Source organism: Lacrimispora sp. YZC11 (assembly GCF_057543815.1).
In genome coordinates this window covers 576,546-597,206 of the sequence record NZ_BAAJYQ010000020.1, presented here as the reverse complement: position 1 = coordinate 597,206, position 20,661 = coordinate 576,546, and the positions used below count along the sequence as shown (strand labels likewise).

Below are 20,661 nucleotides of genomic sequence, written 5' to 3'. Positions count from 1 at the left end.
TTATTTAGACCTTGCGTAGGCCAGCATTAGATCAACCATTCTGCCATAGCTGGCTACCCCATCGGACTGGTTGTTGAGCTTTAAATAAGTATCGTTCATCCGGTTGGAAACCTCGGCAGTCTTCCCCTCGTATTTCCCCCAGAATTCATTGTTGTACCTTAAATCCGCCCAGGCTTTTTCACTGAGCAGTCCGCAGACTTCTGCGTATGCCTCCCGGTCCGCTTTTGCCAGGGCATTGGTTGCATAAATCCAGCCGGTCAAGTTCCCGCTGTAGCGGAATGCGTTATCATCAGAGCCGATGCAGGCCAGGTATCCGATGAAGTTGGCCTCATCCTCCCTCATGAACCCTCTTAGATGAGACAGCTCATGGCAGACGGTATGAGGAATGTTGTAATCCGGCATGGACCGGTTATAGGTGGCCTCCACCGTAAAAGGGGAATACTGGCCGCAAAGCTGCTGAACCGAAAAGAAGTAAGACCACAGGAGAGGCTTGGGAGGCGGGTAATAGCCTGCCAGCTCCGGATAAACCTCTCCCAGCCTTTTCATGGCTTTCACGCTTTCCTTTTCCAGGCTTTTTAAGTCCGTTTCTTCTGCTAAGCCTTCTCTGCATATCCGGTTTACCTCATCCGTAAGCTGAAGACAGAGGCTCTTTAGTTCCTCCAGGGAAGACAATCTCACCTCCAGCCCTGAATAGCTGGAAAACGGTTTCCGGTAATAGTTGATCCCGCAGTCAACCGTAAATAGTAAAAAAAGGCCGGTAACAAGAAACACGGCTCTTATGAGGATCTTTTTCCCCTCCTTACGGTGGATAAAGACGTAATAAACGACATACAGGATAAGCAGGCAGGTGCCGGTCTCCACAAGGGCAAAGGGAAATCCCCCGGACAGCCTTCCTATGCTTCCTACCATAAACCGGTAAACCCGTCTGGCATACCAGTCCCCAAATCCAGGAACCTTTCTTGCCAGTATCTGAAGCAGCAATGAAATTGCAAACATTAACGCAGAAGCTGCAATAAGCCTTTTATCCTGATTCCGGCTTCTCCCTCCCATAATCCGGTTCCCCCTGGTGTTAAATTTTTATCTAAAAACATGGTATCATGATTTTATGGACAATCCGTAGAGTATTTGTGAATATTTTCTTACCATTTTGTAAAACCCCTTGCGTTATAAATGAAACTCATTTAAACTTTGTAATGGAACCACCAGGAAGGGAAAGAAGAGATCATATGAAAAGAGACGATAACATGCCAAAAGAACGGGAACCGTTCAGCTGGAGGGAAGAAATAATCAGTTGGATCAAGATCATCATTACTGCAGCTGTCATTGCATTTTTGCTCAATAATTTTATCATCGCAAACAGCAGGGTACCCAGCGGATCCATGGAAAAAACCATTATGACAGGGGACCGGGTCATCGGCTCCAGGCTATCCTATTATTTTGGCGATCCGAAGCGGGGAGATATCGCTATTTTCCATTTCCCTGATGACCCTACCGGTAAGACCTATTACGTAAAACGTGTCATCGGCCTTCCGGGCGACATCATCGATATACGGGATGGAAAAGTTTATTTAAATAATTCCGAAACACCACTTGAGGAGTCTTATCTTCCGGAGCCAATGGAACCGGAGCCTGACGCCCATTATGAAGTGCCGGAAGACTGTTACTTCATGCTTGGAGACAACCGGAATTTCTCCGCAGATGCAAGGAGATGGAAACATAAATACGTGGAAAAGGACAAGATCATCGCAAAGGTTCTGTTCCGGTATTTCCCTTCTATTAAAAAAATTGAATAATGAAAAAAACGCAGGCCGGAGCTGCTTTTCCGCCTGCGTTTTTATATGTCTCTTACCACTGGTAATATTTGACCAAAGCCTGTGTTCCCTCGTCTTCATGACCGGATGCAGCCATGGTTTCATACATGGAAAGTACGTGATCAAGCACCCCAAGCTGCACACCGGCATCCTTCGCCTCCTCGGCTGCAAGCTTCATATCCTTGATAAAATGCTTGATAAAGAACCCTGGGGCAAAGTCCCCGGAAAGGATCCTGGGAGCCATTGCATTTAACTGGGCGCTTCCGGCCGCTCCGGTAGCGATGGAATCCACCATGGTCCCTACGTCAAGTCCATTGGCCTTTGCATAAACCATTGCCTCGCAGACACCTGAGATGGCCCCTGCTATGGCAATCTGGTTGCACATTTTGGTGTGCTGGCCGTTTCCGGCCTTTCCCTCATATTGGATAGCCTTTCCCATTGCCTCAAAAACAGGGAGGCTAAGATCATAGGTGTCCCTGTCTCCCCCTGCAAGTATGGTGAGGGTTCCTTCCCTTGCGCCGGTATCTCCCCCTGTCACCGGGGCATCTAAGGCCTTTAGCCCTGCCTTTTTTGCTTCCTCATAGATCCGCACAGCAAGCTTGGGGCTTGTAGTAGTCATGTCAATCACACAGGTTCCCTTGTCCGCGTTTGCAATGATCCCGTTTTCCCCGAAATAAACCTCTTCCACATCCTGAGGATAACCTACGATGGTGATGACCGCATCCCTGCCTTTAGAACAGGTTCTCACATCCTCACACCAAATGGCTCCCTCTGAAATGACATCCTCTGCCTTGCTTCTGGTTCTAGAGTATACCGCCACTTCATATCCGGCCTTCATCAAATTGCGTACCATGGACTTTCCCATAATTCCAATTCCAATAAATCCAATCTTCTTCATATGTTCCCCCCCTTTCGTAATTTTTCTAGTTTCTTTTTTCGATATCCATTACCATATCCACACGACGCTGGTGCCTTCCGCCCTCGTACTTGGCATCCAGCCATTCTTCCGTGATCATCTTTGCCATTTCCACGCCAATGACACGGGCCCCAAAACAGAGCACATTGGAATCATTGTGCATTCTGGAAAGCTTTGCAGTATAGGGTTCGCTGCAGACACAGGCCCGGATCCCTCTGACCTTGTTGCAGGCAAGGGAGATTCCCACTCCTGTTCCGCAGATGGCGATTCCAAGATCAGCTTCTCCGTCTGCAACGGCGCGTCCTACCTTTTCGCCATATTCCGGATAATCACAGCTTTCAGTGGAATTGGTTCCAAAGTCGATCACCTCATATCCTTTACTCTCTACAAACTCCTTGATGTAATTCTTCATTTCTATGGCCGTATGGTCATTTCCCATTGCAATCTTCATCGTCATTCTCCTGTCATTCTGTCATTGCCGGCAAACATGCAGGCATATTTGTCCGGCTCATTGCCCGCGTAAAATATATCCGGCACTTAACATATCATAAATGCCGGATTTTATCAAGTTTCTAAGCTTCTTCACCTACCCCGGCCGCCTGCCGGCCGTAAAATGCAAGAATCCTGTCCATTCTGGAGGCCATGTTTGCAAGCAATAAATCTGCGGTGGTAAGCGCTGTCATGGCTTCCACCACCACCACTGCCCGCGGAACAACAATGGGGTCATGACGCCCCTTGATCTGGATCTCGGTTTCCTCTCCCAGACGCGTCACAGTCTTCTGGGGCTGTGCCACAGACGGGGTGGGCTTAAATGCTGCACGCAGAACCACCTGGGAACCATCGCTGATCCCTCCAAGGATTCCTCCTGCATGGTTGGTGGTCTTTTCCACACCCTTCCCCGGATCCTTACAAAAACCATCATTATTCCGGGATCCCAGGGCACGGGCTGCTCCAAAGCCGTCTCCGATCTCAAAGCCCTTGACCGCTCCGATGGACATGACCGCCTTTGCAAGAGCCGCATCATATTTTTCAAATACCGGATCGCCGATTCCGGCCGGAACACCGTCAATGACGCATTCCACCACGCCTCCCACAGAATCCAGTTTTCCCATCATCTCTTCCAAGTATTCGGAAGCAAGGGCCGCTGTTTCCTTATCAGGCATATAAAGGCTGTTATTGTCCCGCTCTTTTATGTTGAAATGCTCTGCCTTTACCTCATAAGGCCCGACGGACCTGGTGTAAGCGGTCACGGTAATTCCCAGACTCTTTAAAAAACAGGCGGCAACAGCGCCGGCTGCCACCCTCCCAATGGTCTCCCTACCGGAGGAACGGCCGCCGCCCCGGTAATCCCTGATCCCATATTTTTCATCAAAGGTAAAATCCGCATGGCCAGGACGGTAAACTTCCATTATGTTTCCGTAATCCCTGGAGCGCTGGTCCGTATTCCATATCACCATGGAAATGGGCGTTCCCGTTGTTTTTCCCTCAAAAACTCCGGACAGGATCTCCACCTGATCGGCCTCCTGGCGCTTTGTGGTAAATTTGCTCTGGCCCGGCTTTCTCCTGTCTAAGTATTCCTGGATATCCGCCTCTTCCAGTTTAAGTCCCGCCGGACAGCCGTCTAACACTACGCCGATGGCCTTTCCGTGAGATTCCCCCCAGGTTGTCACCTTCCATATTGTCCCCAGTGTTGATCCTGCCATGTATGTCTCTCCTCTCCTCTCATTTGCCCAAGTATTTTGAGCATAGAGGTATGCCTGTAAGGTGTCTTAATTGCTAACTTTTACGATCACGCAGCTGTTTGGCTCATTGACCCTGATTTCCTTGCCGTTCATGACCAGAAGCCCCTTCGTATAATCAACCGTAAAGAATGTGATACTGCCTGTCTCATGGTTGATGGAAGCAATGTGCTTATCATCCGGGAAAATGCAGATATCCTTGGGATAACTGCCGCTTATGGGAAGACAGCATAAGGCTTCTAAAAGCCCTGTGTCCTTGTCCCGCTTGTAAACCGAAACAGAATTGTCCCCGGCATTGCCGCAGAATAAATACTTTTCATCAATGGATATGCGCATGGAGCATGCCGAAGTAAGCTGGCTGTGCTTGGGTCCGGTTGTTGAAACTGTCTGTATCTTCTCAATCTTTGGCTGGCGCTCCCCTGTTTCATAGGTGAACACATCGATCACATTCTTTAACTCGGAAATGAGATAGAAAAACCTTCCGTCAGAGCTGAAGCGGAAGCATCTTGGAGCAGATTCCAGCTCGCAGTGCAGGGCATCCACAAGAATCATCTCCTCATCATTCTCGTTAAAACGGTAAATCTTAACCTGGTCAATTCCCAAATCAGCCACCATGATAAATTTTCCGTCAGGAGTTCTCCTGGTACAGCTCACATGGGGACGGAAGTTTCTCTCCGCCACGCTGCCAAGGCCCTTATGGAATACTCCGGTCACGATCTCTCCTACAGAACCGTCCTTATTCAGCCGCAGCACGGTGGACTTTCCATCATGGTATCCTGATACAAAGATATACTTGTCCTCTGCATCGGTAGACAGATGGCAGCCCCTCATTCCCTTTATATTGGCTGAATTAAGCCTTGTAATCGCCCCATTCTCATGAATGCGGAAGGATACGACCCCTTCGTCTGCGATGGAGTACAGCGTCTTTCCATCATTAGAAGCGATCACATAAGAAGAATTATCAACTTCCACCTCGCATCTTGGAATAAAACGGCCCTCTTTCACATCAACATCGTATACGGTGATCCCCTTAGCCTGTCCGTTGTAGGAATAAGAACCTACATAAGCCATATACTTGCCTTTCATCATACATTTCCTCCTGATATATTCCTTGGCATAACTCTCTGAATTGAAGCAATTCCAGGTGCCGCCCGAATCCAAAAAATCAGCCGTTCGACAAGCTTTTCGGCGAATCGAACTTCCTTGTATAACCTAAAACTATCATATCATAAATTTCCTTGTTTGTTAAGGAAAAACTTCCTTAAAAACTATTGACATACATTGAAAAAACAGTATAATGTATCTTGCTGCCTGTTTATCATTACTAAACTTTTTAGTTATATCTATCGTCAGTTAGTATAGGTAAACTTTCAGCTTATCATTAGCAAAAAGGAGGAGCATATGGATATCGGTGCAAAACTAAAGGAGCTTCGGGTCTTAAAGGGGCTAACCCAGGAAGAACTGGCTGACCGGGCAGAGTTGTCAAAGGGGTTCATCTCCCAGCTGGAAAGGGACTTGACATCCCCCTCCATTGCTACCCTTTTGGATATATTGCAATGCCTTGGGACCTCTGTCGGTGAGTTCTTCAATGAAAGCCCGGAAGAACAGATCGTATTCGGAAAATCCGATTACTTTGAAAAACACGATATAGAGCTTAAAAATGATGTCAAATGGATCATTCCCAATGCGCAGAAAAACATGATGGAGCCGATCCTTCTCACCCTGGAGGCCGGCGGAGAAACCTATCCCGACAATCCCCACGAAGGAGAGGAGTTCGGCTATGTGCTACAGGGTAATATTTCCATTCATATAGGAAACAAAACATACAAAACTAAAAAAGGGGAATCCTTTTACTTTGTATCAGATAAAAAACATTACTTAAGCAGCAAGGCCGGCGCTACTCTCATCTGGGTAAGCTCCCCGCCAAGCTTTTGACAGGAGGATAAAGGGTCATGGGTCAGCCATTAATTAATTTACGGAATATTACAAAAAGCTTTGACGGTACCATGGTACTGGATGATTTAAACCTCTCGGTAAAGGAGAACGCGTTTGTTACTCTGCTAGGACCCAGCGGCTGCGGTAAGACCACAACCCTTCGAATCATCGGGGGATTTGAAAGTCCTGACCAGGGACAGGTGATTTTTGATGGGCAGGACATCACAAACCTGCCTCCCAATAAGCGGCAGCTGAACACAGTTTTCCAGAAATACGCGTTGTTTAACCATATGTCCATTGCGGAAAACATTGCCTTTGGCCTGAAAATAAAAAATAAACCAAAAGCTTATATACAGGATAAGATTAAATATGCCTTAAAGCTGGTCAACTTAGACGGCTTTGAAAACCGCACGGTAAGCTCCTTAAGCGGCGGCCAGCAGCAGCGGATCGCCATTGCCAGGGCAATCGTAAACGAGCCAAGGGTCCTTCTCCTTGACGAGCCTCTGGGAGCTTTGGATTTAAAGCTTCGCCAGGATATGCAGTATGAGCTGATCCGTCTGAAAAATGAGCTGGGCATCACCTTTATTTACGTTACCCATGACCAGGAGGAAGCCCTGACCATGTCAGACACGATCGTTGTCATGAACCAGGGTTATATCCAGCAGATGGGCTCTCCGGAAAACATCTACAATGAACCGGAAAATGCCTTTGTAGCTGACTTTATCGGAGAAAGCAACATTGTACCCGGAATTATGGTCCGGGATGAGCTGGTGGAGATCTTTCATGCCAGATTCGTCTGCGTGGATAAGGGCTTTGGAACCAATGCCCCGGTTGACGTGGTCATCCGCCCGGAGGATATCGACCTGGTGGCTCCGGAGGAAAGCGCCCTGACAGGCACTGTGACCCATTTGATTTTCAAGGGCGTCCACTATGAGATGGAAGTGACCTCGCCTGATGGCTTTGAATGGCTGGTGCACAGCACGGATATGTTCCCGGTCGGACAGAAGGTGGGCATCCACGTTGACCCCTTCGACATTCAGATCATGAACAAACCGGCTTCTGAGGATGAGGAGGCTGTAGGAATCAATGAGTAAAAAATTATTATCCGGCCCATATATCATGTGGATGATCGGCTTCATCCTGATCCCTCTGGCGCTGATTGTATTCTACGGACTGACGGACCGGTCCGGGGCCTTTACCCTGGCAAACGTCCTCTCCATAGCAACGCCGGAGCATGCGAAAGCCCTTTGGCTCTCTCTTGGGCTTTCCTTTATCAGCACGGTCTTATGCCTGATCCTTGCTTATCCTCTGGCCATGGTTCTGCGTTCCAGGGGAATGGGTCAGGGAAGCTTTATCGTTTTTATCTTCATCCTTCCCATGTGGATGAATTTCCTTCTTCGGACCCTGGCATGGCAGACTTTGCTGGAAAAGAACGGCGTCATAAACGGAATGCTGAACGCGCTCCATCTGCCCAACCAGAATCTGATCAATACATCGGGAGCCATTATCCTCGGCATGGTTTACAATTTTCTGCCGTTTATGGTTCTTCCAATTTACAATGTACTGATGAAAATTGACGACAACGTGATAAACGCTGCCAGGGACTTGGGAGCCAACACGGTTCAGGTTTTGTTCCGTATCCTGTTTCCCTTAAGCATTCCCGGCATTGTGAGCGGAATCACCATGGTATTCGTTCCGGCTCTTACCACATTCGTTATCTCAAACCTTTTGGGAGGAAGCAAGATTCTTCTGATCGGCAATGTGATCGAGCAGGAGTTTACCAAGGGAAGCAACTGGAATTTAGGCTCCGGCCTTTCCCTGGTTCTAATGATTTTTATTCTGATCAGCATGGCACTTATTGCCAAATATGATGAGAACGGGGAGGGCACGGCATTCTGATGAACAGAAAAACTGGATTTATTAAACGTTTCATTCAGGATTTTTACCTGGTGATCATTCTGGTGTTTTTATATGCCCCTATTGCCACCATGGCAGTGCTCTCCTTTAACAGCTCCAAATCCCGTACCCAGTGGGGCGGCTTTACCACCAGATGGTATACCGAGCTGTTCTCAAGCAGCACCATTATGACAGCCCTTTACAATACGCTGCTGATCGCATTCCTGTCTTCCCTGATTGCGGTCATTATAGGCACCGCGGCAGCAATTGCCATTAACAGCATGAAACGGGTCCCCCGGTCCCTTCTCATGGGTATTACCAATATACCCATGCTGAACGCGGATATTGTTACAGGAATCTCTCTTATGCTGGCATTTATCGCCTTTGGGTTTTCCCTGGGCTTTCAGACCATTTTGATTTCACATATTACCTTTAACATACCGTATGTCATTTTAAGCGTCATGCCTAAGTTAAAGCAGACAGATAAAAGCACCTATGAAGCCGCCATGGACTTGGGAGCCACATCAGTCTCCGCATTTTTCAAGGTCGTGTTCCCGGATATCCTTCCGGGCGTGCTTTCCGGTTTCCTCCTTGCATTCACCATGTCCTTAGATGATTTTATCATCACGCACTTTACCAGGGGAGCCGGCATCAATACTCTTTCTACCTTAATTTACAGCGAAGTGCGCCGGGGGATCAAGCCCTCCATGTACGCGCTGTCAAGCATCATCTTTATCACGGTGCTGGTGCTGCTTCTCATCACCAACTTTGCACCAAAGCGTAAAAAACAATAGGAGAACAAATACATGAAAAAAACTTTATCTAAGATCATGACAGTCGGCTCCCTGTGTGCTCTTTCCCTCTCCCTTTTAAGCGGCTGCGGAAAATCCGCCCCCAAGTCAGGAAGCGCTGGAGAGGTTTACGTATACAACTGGGGGGAATACATTGACGAATCCGTTATCCAGGAATTTGAAAAAGAAACCGGAATCAAAGTCGTTTACGACATGTTTGAAACCAACGAAGAGATGTATCCTGTCATCGAGGCAGGAGGCGTAAAATATGACGCGGTGTGCCCTTCCGATTATATGATTCAGAAAATGATCGAAAACAATCTTTTAGCGGAGATCAATTTTGACAATGTTCCAGATGTAAAAGAGATTGATCCCAGATATCAGGAGATGTCAAAGAGCTTTGACCCGGAAAACAAATACTCCGTTCCATACTGCTGGGGAACCGTAGGAATACTTTATAACACCAGCATGGTAGATCCGAAAGACGTTCCGACCAAATGGTCCGACCTATGGGATGAAAAGTTTAAGGACAATATCCTCATGCAGGACAGCGTGAGGGATGCCTTTATGGTGGCATTAAAATCCCTTGGCTATTCCGCCAACACCACCAATGAGGAAGAGATCAAGGAAGCAAAGGAACTGCTGATCAAGCAAAAGCCTCTGGTTCAGGCTTATGTCATCGACCAGGTCAGGGATAAAATGATCGGCGGCGAGGCTGCACTAGGCGTCATTTATTCCGGAGAAATGCTCTACATCCAGAATGAAGTAAAGGACCTTGGTCTTGACTACTCCTTAGAATACGTGATCCCTGAGGAAGGAACCAACCTCTGGCTGGATTCCTGGGTCATTCCTGCCAATGCGCCTAACAAGGAAAACGCAGAGAAATGGATCAACTTCCTCTGCCGCCCTGATATTGCCAAAAAGAATTTTGAATACATCACCTATCCTACTCCAAATAAAGGTGCCTTTGATTTACTTGATCCGGAATTGCAGAACAACAAAGCCGTTTTCCCGGACGTGGACTCTTTAAAGAGCAGCGAAGTGTATAAGTATCTGGGGGATGAAGTGGATTCCCGTTACAATGAAGCCTGGAAAGAAGTAAAATCCAATTAAATGGTCTCAAGCATTAAAAGGCACGAGACATCATATTACCGCATGATTATAAATTAACACAAAAGGCAGATGCTTAAAGGGTGTCTCACAGAGACATGTACGATACCCTTTACTCACCTGCCATTTGTGCTCTCATGAAAGCCAGTCTGTTCGTCTGCCTCAGTTAGAAAGATTGACTCTGAGTTTTTCTATTTCATCGTCAGTTAAACCTATTGACTTGATATAACTCTCTGCTGCTTTGGACAAATCTACCCCTTTAAGACTGCTTCCCTTGGGAATACCAGCCATCTGCCTCATGCTCTCCAGGATGTTATTGTTCCCAATCCGGTCATATTGACCGGGTGCGACAGGCACATGGAAGAAATTCACGAAACTATCCATATAGTCAACTTTAATCTCCCAATATTTCGCACTCATTAGGGCTTCAAGCAATGCGGCAACGAAACCGGTCCTGTCTTTTCCCTCTACACAGTGGATAAGGTAAGGACCTTTCTTTTCGCCCATTTCCCGCAAAACAACTGCAAGTTTCTGTTTGAAATCTTCCGATTGCGAATCAAGTCCCATACCCAGTGCGTACACATTACCGATATCATTCAGTCCCTTGTAATATGCTAGATTACCGTTGGCATCGGTTCCTAAATGAGCGGCCACCTCTTCGGCTGTTTCTGAAAGATTAAATATGACCTTAACTCCCGCAGCCTCCGTAAGCCGCATAGCGTATTGGTTTCTTCCAATTTCCGGATTTATCGGGTTTGATGACCTGTATAGCCTACCTGGAGCTATACTGCCATAAGTTACTTCACGGAAATTGGCAAACACCTCATCACTGATATAGTCATCTCTGTTGTTCGTACGTTTTAGTTGACGTATTTCGTATTCATCTAAGTATCCGCCCTTTTTTGAAAGGGTGATCGTTACATTATCATTAACAGCCGTCCCGTATGTATCTGCAAAGCTGCCGAGATTTATTGCCAATATGATATCCTCATTCACTTTATCCTCAGCTGACGATGCAACGATTACAACCTTCTTACTGTCCACATCACTATAGGAGGAACATACCGGAACCTCTAATAACTGTCCTCCAATTGTTACATCCACGATGTCGCCATATTGGAATAATTTTAGAAAATCGGGGTTTTTAATGCCGATATATACATTGCCATACTTCTCATGCACTTTTGAAACCTTAACGGACAACTGATTCTGCGACTCTTGTATTACACCTGCATTTTCATAAGCCATGGTGTAAACAGGCTGAGCACCACTTAAGAATACAGCAATAAATAAGCCAATCGAAACACAATTTCTCCTTTTCATTAAAACGCCTCCATATATTATATTTTATAAACCTCACACATCAAGAATACCACAGAACAAGCATGATGTTAAGTATAATTACGCATCAGTCTTCCCGTTGTTTATGCCGGTATGTATCCCCCAATAAATGTGGTGCTGCTGTCATATTCATCGAATAAAAACCATTGCAATTTATCTGAAATAATATAAAATTATGGCTAGATGAGAGAATTAGACAAAATAACTATTTTGTCTAAGACTGCTCTGAAAAGAGCGAAAATTTTTGCTCTTTTTTTAATAAAGCTTTGACTTCATTTCATGTTGATAATCCTCATATATATTTGCGGATATGCTATAATTATTATATATATATAATGGCTGGTTTTAAAGAAAGAAAAGGGGATCAAAGTGGAAAACATCGTTACAGACAGACTGATCATTAGAAAATTTGAACAAAGCGATTGGCAGGATATGCATGAATACTTGTCTGACAAGGAAACCGTTGCATTTGAACCATATGATATTTATTCAGAAGCTCAGGCCAAAGAAGAAGTAGCCAGGAGATCAAATGATGATTCTTTCTATGCGGTCTGCCTGAAAGGAACCGAAAAATTAATAGGGAACCTGTATCTGGGCAAAGAGGACTTTAATACTTGGGAGTTAGGATATGTGTTTAACAGGAAGTACCAGGGCCAGGGCTATGCCACAGAGAGCGCTAAGGCTCTCCTTGACCATGCCTTTACACATTTAGGGGCAAGGCGCATCATAGCCATGTGTAACCCAAAGAATGACCATTCCTGGAAGCTGCTTGAACGCTTACATATGAGACGGGAGGGCTTGCTTTTGCAAAATATTTATTTTAAAACCGACATCAATGGTGAACCTTTATGGCTGGATACTTTCGAATACGCTATATTGAGATCAGAATGGTACCAGTGATATTAGTTTCAGAGCAGTCTGAGCCGGCTGAATGATTAAATTCAGCCGGCCTTATTTATTTGCCTACCATTGACTATAATATACAACGGGAAAGGAACATTTGTTTAACTCGCTGAAAAAACGGGAAACCTATTTGGAAGACTTATGGACCAGTTAACGACGGAATTATATATTAATTGTAATGGTGATCATCTTATGAAAGATAGAAAAGGCAAAGGGTTGTTAATAAATAAAACTTACAAATCTTTAAAGCGCTGCAATCCTGATATCAGTATAGGACTAACTGCAGAACAAGTCCGTAACCGTATAGATGCAGGGGCTGTGAATGTACAGAGAACGGGTCTGACCCCGACAACCTCCAGCATTATATCAAAGAATATTTTTACACTATTCAACTTCATCAATGTTTTCCTGGCGGTAATTCTGGTAATTGTCGGACATCTGGAAAATATACTTTTTCTTGGAATCGCCGTAAGCAATACGTGTATGGGTATTTTTCAAGAATTGAGGGCAAAACGCGGATTAGATAAATTATCTATATTAGCCAAGGCACATGTAACCGTAATCCGGGATGGAGCTGAGTATACAGTGGCACAAGATGAGATTGTACTCGACGATATTGTGATACTGGCTATCGGTAACCAGGTTTGTGCAGATGCCATGGTTGTTTCTTCGGAACGGCTTGAAGTAGATGAATCCCTTCTGACCGGAGAGGCAGACAGAATTCAAAAATCAAAGGGCGATACTCTTCTATCAGGCAGTTATGTGACAAGTGGACATGGTTATGCTCAAATAATTGCCATAGGGGAAAACAGTTATGCTCACTCTCTGACCGTTGAGGCCAAAAAAAGCAAAAAGCAGGTCCCACCACTTCTGCGTACTTTAAACCGCATTATCATGATTTTGACTATTGTAATACTGCCGCTGGGTACCACGTTATTCTATATGAAATATTTTTTGCTTGGAGATACGTTAGAGACCGCCGTTCTTGGTTCGTCAGCATCTGTATTGGGCATGATACCGGCAGGGCTTATCTTATTAACTGGTGTCACTATGACTGTTGGAGCGCTTAAACTGGCAAAAAGAAAGGCGCTTGTTCAGGAGTTACACAGTATAGAAACTTTAGCCCGTACGGATGTGCTGTGTTTGGATAAAACAGGAACCATAACAGACGGATCACTACAGTTTGAAAGGTTGGAACTATATTCCGATGTTTCTGAAAAAGAGGTTGAATTAGTCATATCTGAACTAATGGGGACGTTGGAAGATAAAAATGCAACAGCCGCCGCATTGACCAAAGCATTTGAAAAAACTGAAAATTGGGCCGCTGACATGGTTTTACCTTTCTCCTCGGAGCGCAAGTGGAGCGGTGCTACCTTTAAAGAAAAAGGCAGCTATATCGTTGGTGCGCCAAATATCGTATTTAGGGGCAGTAATAAAGACTTTTTAGAACAGGCCAATGCAAAAGCCGCCTTGGGATTCAGAGTATTGTGCCTTGCATACTCTCCTCTATCTATCGCGGAAGAGAATCTGCCAGAGGAGCTAAGCTGCTTAGCTCTTTTGATTCTTTCTGACCATCTGCGGGAGAATGCTAATGAGACTTTCCGGTATTTCTCACAGGAAGGTGTGATTCTTAAAGTGATTTCCGGCGATAATCCCCGTACAGTCCGAGCGGTTGCAGAGAAGGCTGGAATCTCAGGATCAGAAAATATCATTGATATGAGCCTGGTGGAAAATGAAGCTGACTACGCAGCTATCGCCGAAGAATATACCATATTCGGCCATGTGACACCGCAGCAAAAGCGTGAGCTAATCCGTGGCTTGAAGAAAAATGGCCATACAGCATGTATGACCGGAGACGGCGTAAACGATATTCTGGCAATGCGCGAAGCCGATTGCAGCGTTGCAATGGTCGGCGGAAGCGATGCTGCCCGCTCCGCCTCTGATTTCGTGTTAATAACTGACGATTTCAGTGTCATGATTGACGTTTTAAAGGAAGGGCGAAGGGTTATCAACAACATTGAAAAAGTTGCAGCGATTTTTCTTTTAAAGACAGTTTACTCTGTTTTGCTCACCATGATTTATATTTTTATTCCATATCCCTATCCGATTGCGCCGCTGCAAATGATGCCGATTAATGAACTTACGATTGGCATACCGTCATTCTTTTTGGCACTGCAGGCAAATTACTCCCGACCAGAGGGAAAGCTGCTTACTAATATTTTAGAACACACAATTCCTGCTGCAATAACAGTTGTTTTTAATTCACTTTATATACAATTAGCGAGCATTCTCTTTCATATCCCCACAACGGAATCTTCAACTATGGTCGTCTTCCTAATAGGGGTAATGGGATTTTACCAGCTGGCACAGTTAGCAAAACCGTATACGCAGCGCATTCAATGGCTGTTGATTGGACTAATTTGCAGCTTTATCCTATGCTTCGCACTTTTGGGCAATTTGTTTATGTTATCCAGTTTGTTTAGCCGGAACGTATTTTTTTATATGCCGCTTGTGTATTTCAGCTATCATGTTCATAGCTTTCTGGGTAATGTCTGCCATAAGGCGGTTGAGGCATTTCATATATTAAAAGCTGCCGGCTGGCTAAAGAGGAGTGCCCGTGAATAAGATATGCAGGTGAAAGCAGCAGCAATGCATGGTAAAATCTTATTATTAGCCATTATTTTCTCTCGCAGTGAATATAGATATAGCATCAAATAAACGAGGGGGAATATGTATCAAAGAATATCCGGAATTTAATGGCATACCAGATGATGGTGCCTCACAATTAGGAGCTATTATAAATGCAGCTGTTACGTTACAATCCCTCTCTTTACGGAAATTAAGTACACTGAGCGGAATTTGCACATCTAGTATATCAAGAATAATAAGTGGAAAACAGTCTGCAAACATACATCACCTGCAACAATTTTCCAAATGTTTAGATATACCTATTGAACAATTATTACAGGCTGTTGGTGTCGAAGTCAACATGAATACATCTTCAAATTCAGAATTTATCATCAGGATAATTCAAGATATACTGAAATCCAATGGCATTGAATTAGATGATGTTATTATTGATATGCAAAAAGAATTAAAAAAATGTGAGCAGTACGCAAAGACAGAAGCAGGAAAAGAAGTAATACATTCTGGCTTTTATTCTAAGATTAAGGAATTGAATGGAGAGGGTATCATTATTGAACAATTAAAAAAGCTTTATGAATTGTTTTGCTCAGATGATATTGATTCAAGCGTTCAGCCTGTGATTGGCAGCACATTGCTCTACTTAATACTTACTCCTGATGTTATACCTGATTATGTTTTTCCTATCGGTTATTTAGATGATGCAATCGCGGTTTCCATGACGGTAGACCGTCTTTCCAATGATTTCAATATTACGATATAGTTATTTCAGTTTGGCCGGTATTTTTATACCGGCCTTTTTTATATCTAATGCATTCTGTTTATCCCAGTGTTCCGGTTTTGCAACATTACGTGCTGTAATCGCAACCGTTGTTGCTATTTATTCAATCACTTTTGTTTGACAGTAACATTGTTGCGCAAAAAGAATATAGTGTTGATATAAAAGCATAAGGAGTGTTGTAAAATGGAGCAAATCAATGCCCCTGCAATGGGAGCGCCTCATGAGAACTTTTCTCAAACCGGCCTGTCTTCCATACAGGTCAAGGCAAAGTTGGATCAATTCGGTGAAAATACCTTTAAAAAAGAAAAAATAAATGGCTTTACAATTTTTTGCAGGCAATTTATCAATCCATTAAGTTTTATACTAATGTCTGCGGCCGGCCTTTCGGTTTTCATGGGGGAATATTCGGATGCTGTTGTAATCATGGTTATTGTTCTTTTGAACTCGTTTTTAAGCTTTATTCAGGAATATCGTTCAAGTAAGGCAGTTGAACAGCTTTCACGATTAATTGAGCGCAAAGTTTTAGCAATCAGGAATAATGAGCAGGTTGTTATAGATGCCAGCCAGCTTGTACCTGAAGATATAGTTATATTGCGAGGAGGGGATGTAGTTCCAGCAGATTTAAAAATTATAGAGTCTTACAACCTTTCAGTAAATGAATCTCAACTAACTGGTGAATCAGTCCCTGTAAGCAAGGGAAACAATCCCATAGATGCAAATGACAGCCTGCTTTTCACCGGCAGTGTAATTGAAAGAGGACATTGTAAATGCGTTGTTTTTGCCACAGGCAATCAGAGTGAGCTGGGGAAAATCGCACAGTTATCCAATGATACAAAGAAAGTAACACCTTATCAGAAATCCCTTACGGAATTCAGTATTTCTTTGCTGCGTATGATTGCTGCTACAATTGTTCTTATGGTGACAATCAAGGCTTTTACCATACACAATGTCAATGATTTTGGAGAAGTATTGATTTTCGCTGTCGCCTTAGCTATGACAGTAGTGCCGGAAGCACTGCCAATGATCACCACAATCAATCTTTCCTACGGTGCTTTGCAGCTGGCGAAACAAAAAGTAATAGTGAAAAAGCTGACGGCTATTGAAGGCATGGGCAGGATCAATCTTCTTTGTACGGATAAAACCGGTACCCTGACCGAGGATTACCTTACTGTCTCCAATGTGGTATCAGAAGATGTAATGCTGTTTCAATCATTCGCCTATGTTTCTATTGAAGATTTACAAGCAGAAAACAAAAAATATATCAATTCTTTTGACCGGGCGTTCTTACAATATGTACCGAGAGAAATTATGAGACAGGCAGCGTTTTGGATACAACTTCAAAACCTTCCCTTTGATCCTGCTGCAAGAAGAAGGAGAGTGATTGTTCGGAATCCAGAGGATGGCAAATCATATTTAATAGTTGTCGGTGCACCTGAAACTCTTATTGAGCTTTCAAAGCATACGAAAAACCTGCCATACAAACAGTTAGCAGCAGAATCCGGAAAAAAAGGTTTGCGCCAATTAGCCATTGCTTACAAAGAAATTAATTATGGTCCGGATTATGACATTTTGAAGGACGAAAAAGATTTGGAATTCCTGGGCTTTGCTGAATTGCTTGATCCTCTTCGTCAAACGGCAAAATCGACAATAGACAAAGCAAAGCAGCTGGGAGTGGACGTAAAAATCTTAACAGGTGACAGCATAGAAATAGCAGAATATGTCAGCAAAGAACTGGGACTTACAAATGATGGCGATAAAATCTACGCAGGCGATGATCTTGAAAGAATGACAGATATGCAATTTGAGACAGCATTAAAAGAATGCTCTGTTTTTGCAAGGGTTACACCGGAGCAAAAATATAATATTGTCAAACGTCTTAAGAAGCATCATGTAGTGGGTTATCAAGGGGATGGCGTTAATGATGCACCTTCGCTTAAACTGGCGGATGTATCAATCGCAGTCCATAACGCGACCGATGTGGCGAAGGATTGTGCGGACATTGTTTTGCTGGAAGATGATCTGGGCGTGATTTTAGATGGGATTCAATACGGCCGAAGCATTTTTGTAAATATCAATAAATATATTAAACATGCCATGATCGGTAACTTAGGCAACTTCTTCTCCATGATATTCTTTTATGTGTTTTTTGCTGCAGATATACCAATGCTGGCAATTCAGCTCCTGATTGGTAATATCATTCAGGATATGCCTTTAATGACCGTGTTTTCTGACAGCGTGGATCCGGATGAAGTACGTAAGCCCCAGGCTGCCAGTCAGGTTAAGTCATTGATCAATACTTCTTTAGGACTGGGTATTTTTACAGCTGTTTATTATTTATTGTTCTTCCTGTTTACCGGTACTGAATCGACACCTTTGACACAAACCACGCTATTTTTGTTTTATAACTTCACCCAGCTTCTGATTATTATTTCTGTGAGGAGCAAAAAACACTTTTTCTGGCAGGGAGCAAAACCTTCCCGCTTGTTATTAGGCACGATTGCACTATTTATCGCTGTTTCCATCGCGCTTGTATATACCCCTTTCACTGCGGGATTAATGGGTTTTGTGCCTTTACCATTAACAGATTTTACGGTTCTCACAGGAGTTACTGTAGCCTTTATCTGTCTGCTTGATCTGGCAAAAGTAGGGTTGAATCAATTGAAAAGCAAGGTTTTTACCTGTAAATCGATCGTACCGTAAAATATTGTGCAGGTTTTAGCAGTTTAACTTAAGATGGCATATGTTTATGTACTTCTTTTTTTAAACATAAATTAAGGGGAGTCTTTTAATGACTCCCCTTAAAAAATCCATGATCAAATTTGTTCTGATACATAGACTTCATTAATAATTGGTAATCAGCACCTCAACCGTGACCGCATTCCGTTCCTTAAACTGATAGCTGCAGTTAGAATAGGTGTTATCGATATAATGAACCTGATATCGTTTGCTCCACTCGATCAAGAGGTCATTGGACAATCCTTTATGATACAGGACGTTGGATAGGGCAAACTTGGTTCCCTGCTCATGAAGCCGGTCCAAAAGCTCCAAAAGTGCCCGTTCCTCTCTTTCCTTCCAGTCCTTGAACCCCCGGTTTCCATCGTTGTAATTCCCCGTGGAGATCAGATAAGGCGGGTCGCAGTAAACCAGGTCCTCCGGTCCCAGGCCCGTATAATCCAGTTCCGCAAAGTCCAGGTTTGAAAACTCAATGTTTTTCTCATGGAGAGCCTGACAGAACTCCGTTAAATTCTTTTCAATGCTGCCGTTAAAGGAGCTTCTGTTCCTCCCAAAGGGGGAATTGAACTCATGGCTGTTATTAAAGCGTATCTGATGGTTAAACGCATAGCAGGCCAGCACAAACAGCTCTGTTAAATCCTTTGTTCTGTTATAATCTGACCGGAGGGCATAATACCCTTCCTTGTTCTGCTGGGTCAGCTCATATTTTGAGATCAGGCCCTGAATCCTCTCCAGGATATCCTTGATATCCGTAGAACGGAACATCTGATACAGTTCGATCAGATACGTGATCTGGTCATTGCAGATGATCTGCTTAGCGTCCACATTGATCCCTACGTTAAAGCCTCCGGCAAAGACATCCACAAATGTACGGATATCCTTTGGAAACGCCTGAAAGATGGGCTCCAGAATCTTGAACTTCCCCCCAGTATAATTCAGAGGACTCTTTATGTGCATGGCGGCACCTGCTTTTCCATGTAAAACAAAAGCTCCCTTAACCGTTCTGTTTCCTTCACCTTCCGGCTCTTATATCTACGGTAAGGGATCTCATAGATCCGGAAGGTTTCCGGCTTTCCGTGCTTTTTCATTGCTTCCTCAATCTCATCTACCGTCATAAGCCCGTCCGTGCTGTAGCTTAATATGATATGCTTAAACTGTGCATTCTCAAGAAGTTCCTCAAACGCCGGAACCGCCTTATTCTTCATGCAAAACTCTGATTTCTGCCCTTCGTCCGGACGCTGTCCTGTAACTCCCCGCACCATTGGATAGTCATATCTGGCGGCTGTCTCAAGGACATGGTAATTGGAAAGATACTGGCGTGCATTATAGGGAGGATCAATGTAGAGGATGTCCCCCTCTATGCGTGTTAATAAGTCCACTCCGTTTTCATTGAAGGAGCGGTTCTGCTTTCCATTGTGTGTTACGGGAAGCCGGTACAGCTCATACCGTTTATAACTCCGCCTCTCCCAAGCCTTGTGGAATGCACCATAGGTTCCAGAGGTATTGGAAACAAAAGGGATCCCCTCCACAATGCAGGCGACCAGATAATAATACTCGTCCTCACTTAAAAGACCGGCAGTCTTCCAGTCTTCCACAGTGCACCTGGCAAAATCAATGCGCAGGGCATTCTCATCATTTAAATACATACGGCCGCCTGTGGGCGCATAGGTGTTCTGAAAAAACCGGCGCTCCTTAGACAGTTCCTCCAAATCCTTTTTTTCCCTGCCGTTAAAAAAGTCCACAGGATCCATGATCCCGGTTTCTTCCTGCAAACGGGCAAACTCCGGCACACTGTCATTCTCAACGGTAGCCCTCTGCAGCACATAGGAAAAGTACAGCAGGTCATTGGAACAGACCTGGTACCACTGTTTAAAATATCTGGCAACCGTTGCGGTTCCAGAAAATATATCACAAAAGCTCTCCGCTCCCGGCGCCTTTTCATCAATCACATGCTTAATCTGGTCCAGCAGCAATGTCTTGCTTCCAATAAATCTCATCCTTTTCTTGCTCCTATTTCATTTTAACCTGCCTATCATTATAATGTAAAATCATAAAAAACACA

General features: G+C 44.3%; 18 protein-coding genes. 10 read left to right on the top strand and 8 right to left on the bottom strand.

Translation table 11 applies throughout. The features are described from left to right. The gene (locus tag AC27IJ_RS24245) at nucleotides 1–1,050 is read right to left on the bottom strand and encodes a DUF3810 domain-containing protein (protein ID WP_312441275.1); all 1,050 of its coding nucleotides are present in this window, start codon (nucleotides 1,048–1,050) and stop codon (nucleotides 1–3) included. A gap of 176 nt (nucleotides 1,051–1,226) precedes the next feature. Here AC27IJ_RS24245 and lepB point away from each other — a divergent pair, with 176 nt between their 5' ends. Continuing rightward, on the top strand, nucleotides 1,227–1,793 hold the full coding sequence (gene lepB / locus AC27IJ_RS24240) for a signal peptidase I (RefSeq protein WP_312441274.1): 567 nt from the start codon (nucleotides 1,227–1,229) through the stop codon (nucleotides 1,791–1,793). 52 nt (nucleotides 1,794–1,845) lie between these two features. Here lepB and AC27IJ_RS24235 read toward each other — a convergent pair whose 3' ends face one another. The 4 genes from AC27IJ_RS24235 to AC27IJ_RS24220 all read right to left on the bottom strand — a co-directional run bounded on the left by AC27IJ_RS24235 (nucleotide 1,846) and on the right by AC27IJ_RS24220 (nucleotide 5,552). Further along, nucleotides 1,846–2,709 (bottom strand): NAD(P)-dependent oxidoreductase, encoded by an 864-nt coding sequence (locus tag AC27IJ_RS24235; RefSeq protein WP_312502547.1) that lies wholly within the window; start codon nucleotides 2,707–2,709, stop codon nucleotides 1,846–1,848. 25 nt (nucleotides 2,710–2,734) lie between these two features. Continuing rightward, nucleotides 2,735–3,178, bottom strand: a complete 444-nt coding sequence (rpiB, locus tag AC27IJ_RS24230; RefSeq protein WP_312502549.1) for a ribose 5-phosphate isomerase B — start codon at nucleotides 3,176–3,178, stop codon at nucleotides 2,735–2,737. 121 nt (nucleotides 3,179–3,299) lie between these two features. Next, complete coding sequence (gene aroC, locus AC27IJ_RS24225; protein ID WP_312441271.1) at nucleotides 3,300–4,430, bottom strand: chorismate synthase; 1,131 nt, start codon at nucleotides 4,428–4,430, stop codon at nucleotides 3,300–3,302. Nucleotides 4,431–4,496: 66 nt separating this feature from the next. Further along, a complete protein-coding gene (locus AC27IJ_RS24220; RefSeq protein WP_312441430.1) occupies nucleotides 4,497–5,552 on the bottom strand; it encodes a lactonase family protein in 1,056 nt (351 codons plus the stop codon). A gap of 315 nt (nucleotides 5,553–5,867) precedes the next feature. On the opposite strand from AC27IJ_RS24220, the gene AC27IJ_RS24215 reads away from it, so the two are divergent. Genes AC27IJ_RS24215 through AC27IJ_RS24195 form a run of 5 tightly spaced genes read left to right on the top strand, consistent with a single transcriptional unit; the run spans nucleotide 5,868 to nucleotide 10,201 of the window. Then, nucleotides 5,868–6,401, top strand: coding sequence for a helix-turn-helix domain-containing protein (locus AC27IJ_RS24215; protein ID WP_312441270.1), 534 nt, complete (start codon nucleotides 5,868–5,870; stop codon nucleotides 6,399–6,401). A gap of 17 nt (nucleotides 6,402–6,418) precedes the next feature. After that, entirely contained in the window at nucleotides 6,419–7,495 is a 1,077-nt protein-coding gene (locus tag AC27IJ_RS24210) for an ABC transporter ATP-binding protein (RefSeq protein ID WP_312441269.1), read from the top strand. Beyond that, entirely contained in the window at nucleotides 7,488–8,300 is an 813-nt protein-coding gene (locus tag AC27IJ_RS24205; RefSeq protein ID WP_312441268.1) for an ABC transporter permease, read from the top strand. Before AC27IJ_RS24210 ends, AC27IJ_RS24205 begins: the two co-directional genes overlap by 8 nt. Further along, the gene (locus AC27IJ_RS24200) at nucleotides 8,300–9,091 is read left to right on the top strand and encodes an ABC transporter permease (RefSeq protein WP_312441267.1); all 792 of its coding nucleotides are present in this window, start codon (nucleotides 8,300–8,302) and stop codon (nucleotides 9,089–9,091) included. Before AC27IJ_RS24205 ends, AC27IJ_RS24200 begins: the two co-directional genes overlap by 1 nt. 12 nt (nucleotides 9,092–9,103) lie before the next feature. Continuing rightward, nucleotides 9,104–10,201 (top strand): ABC transporter substrate-binding protein, encoded by a 1,098-nt coding sequence (locus tag AC27IJ_RS24195; protein ID WP_313256690.1) that lies wholly within the window; start codon nucleotides 9,104–9,106, stop codon nucleotides 10,199–10,201. Nucleotides 10,202–10,360: 159 nt separating this feature from the next. Here the strand turns inward: AC27IJ_RS24195 and AC27IJ_RS24190 are convergent, their stop codons facing one another. Next, entirely contained in the window at nucleotides 10,361–11,521 is a 1,161-nt protein-coding gene (locus AC27IJ_RS24190; RefSeq protein ID WP_487151134.1) for a tyrosine-protein phosphatase, read from the bottom strand. Between the two features lie 387 nt (nucleotides 11,522–11,908). Between AC27IJ_RS24190 and AC27IJ_RS24185 the strand changes: the two genes are divergently transcribed. The 4 genes from AC27IJ_RS24185 to AC27IJ_RS24170 all read left to right on the top strand — a co-directional run bounded on the left by AC27IJ_RS24185 (nucleotide 11,909) and on the right by AC27IJ_RS24170 (nucleotide 18,566). Then, nucleotides 11,909–12,439, top strand: a complete 531-nt coding sequence (locus AC27IJ_RS24185; protein ID WP_312502555.1) for a GNAT family N-acetyltransferase — start codon at nucleotides 11,909–11,911, stop codon at nucleotides 12,437–12,439. Between the two features lie 195 nt (nucleotides 12,440–12,634). Beyond that, nucleotides 12,635–15,067: an HAD-IC family P-type ATPase gene (locus AC27IJ_RS24180; protein WP_487151132.1), complete on the top strand. Its 2,433-nt coding sequence runs from the start codon at nucleotides 12,635–12,637 to the stop codon at nucleotides 15,065–15,067. A gap of 67 nt (nucleotides 15,068–15,134) precedes the next feature. Further along, nucleotides 15,135–15,848, top strand: a complete 714-nt coding sequence (locus AC27IJ_RS24175; RefSeq protein ID WP_487151130.1) for a DUF1232 domain-containing protein — start codon at nucleotides 15,135–15,137, stop codon at nucleotides 15,846–15,848. Nucleotides 15,849–16,049: 201 nt separating this feature from the next. Next, nucleotides 16,050–18,566 (top strand): cation-translocating P-type ATPase, encoded by a 2,517-nt coding sequence (locus AC27IJ_RS24170; protein ID WP_487151128.1) that lies wholly within the window; start codon nucleotides 16,050–16,052, stop codon nucleotides 18,564–18,566. Between the two features lie 141 nt (nucleotides 18,567–18,707). On the opposite strand, the gene AC27IJ_RS24165 is transcribed toward AC27IJ_RS24170, so the two are convergent. Continuing rightward, the gene (locus AC27IJ_RS24165; RefSeq protein WP_312441257.1) at nucleotides 18,708–19,556 is read right to left on the bottom strand and encodes a DNA adenine methylase; all 849 of its coding nucleotides are present in this window, start codon (nucleotides 19,554–19,556) and stop codon (nucleotides 18,708–18,710) included. Continuing rightward, nucleotides 19,547–20,596, bottom strand: a complete 1,050-nt coding sequence (locus tag AC27IJ_RS24160; RefSeq protein ID WP_487151125.1) for a DNA adenine methylase — start codon at nucleotides 20,594–20,596, stop codon at nucleotides 19,547–19,549. Before AC27IJ_RS24160 ends, AC27IJ_RS24165 begins: the two co-directional genes overlap by 10 nt. Nucleotides 20,597–20,661 lie beyond the last annotated feature (65 nt).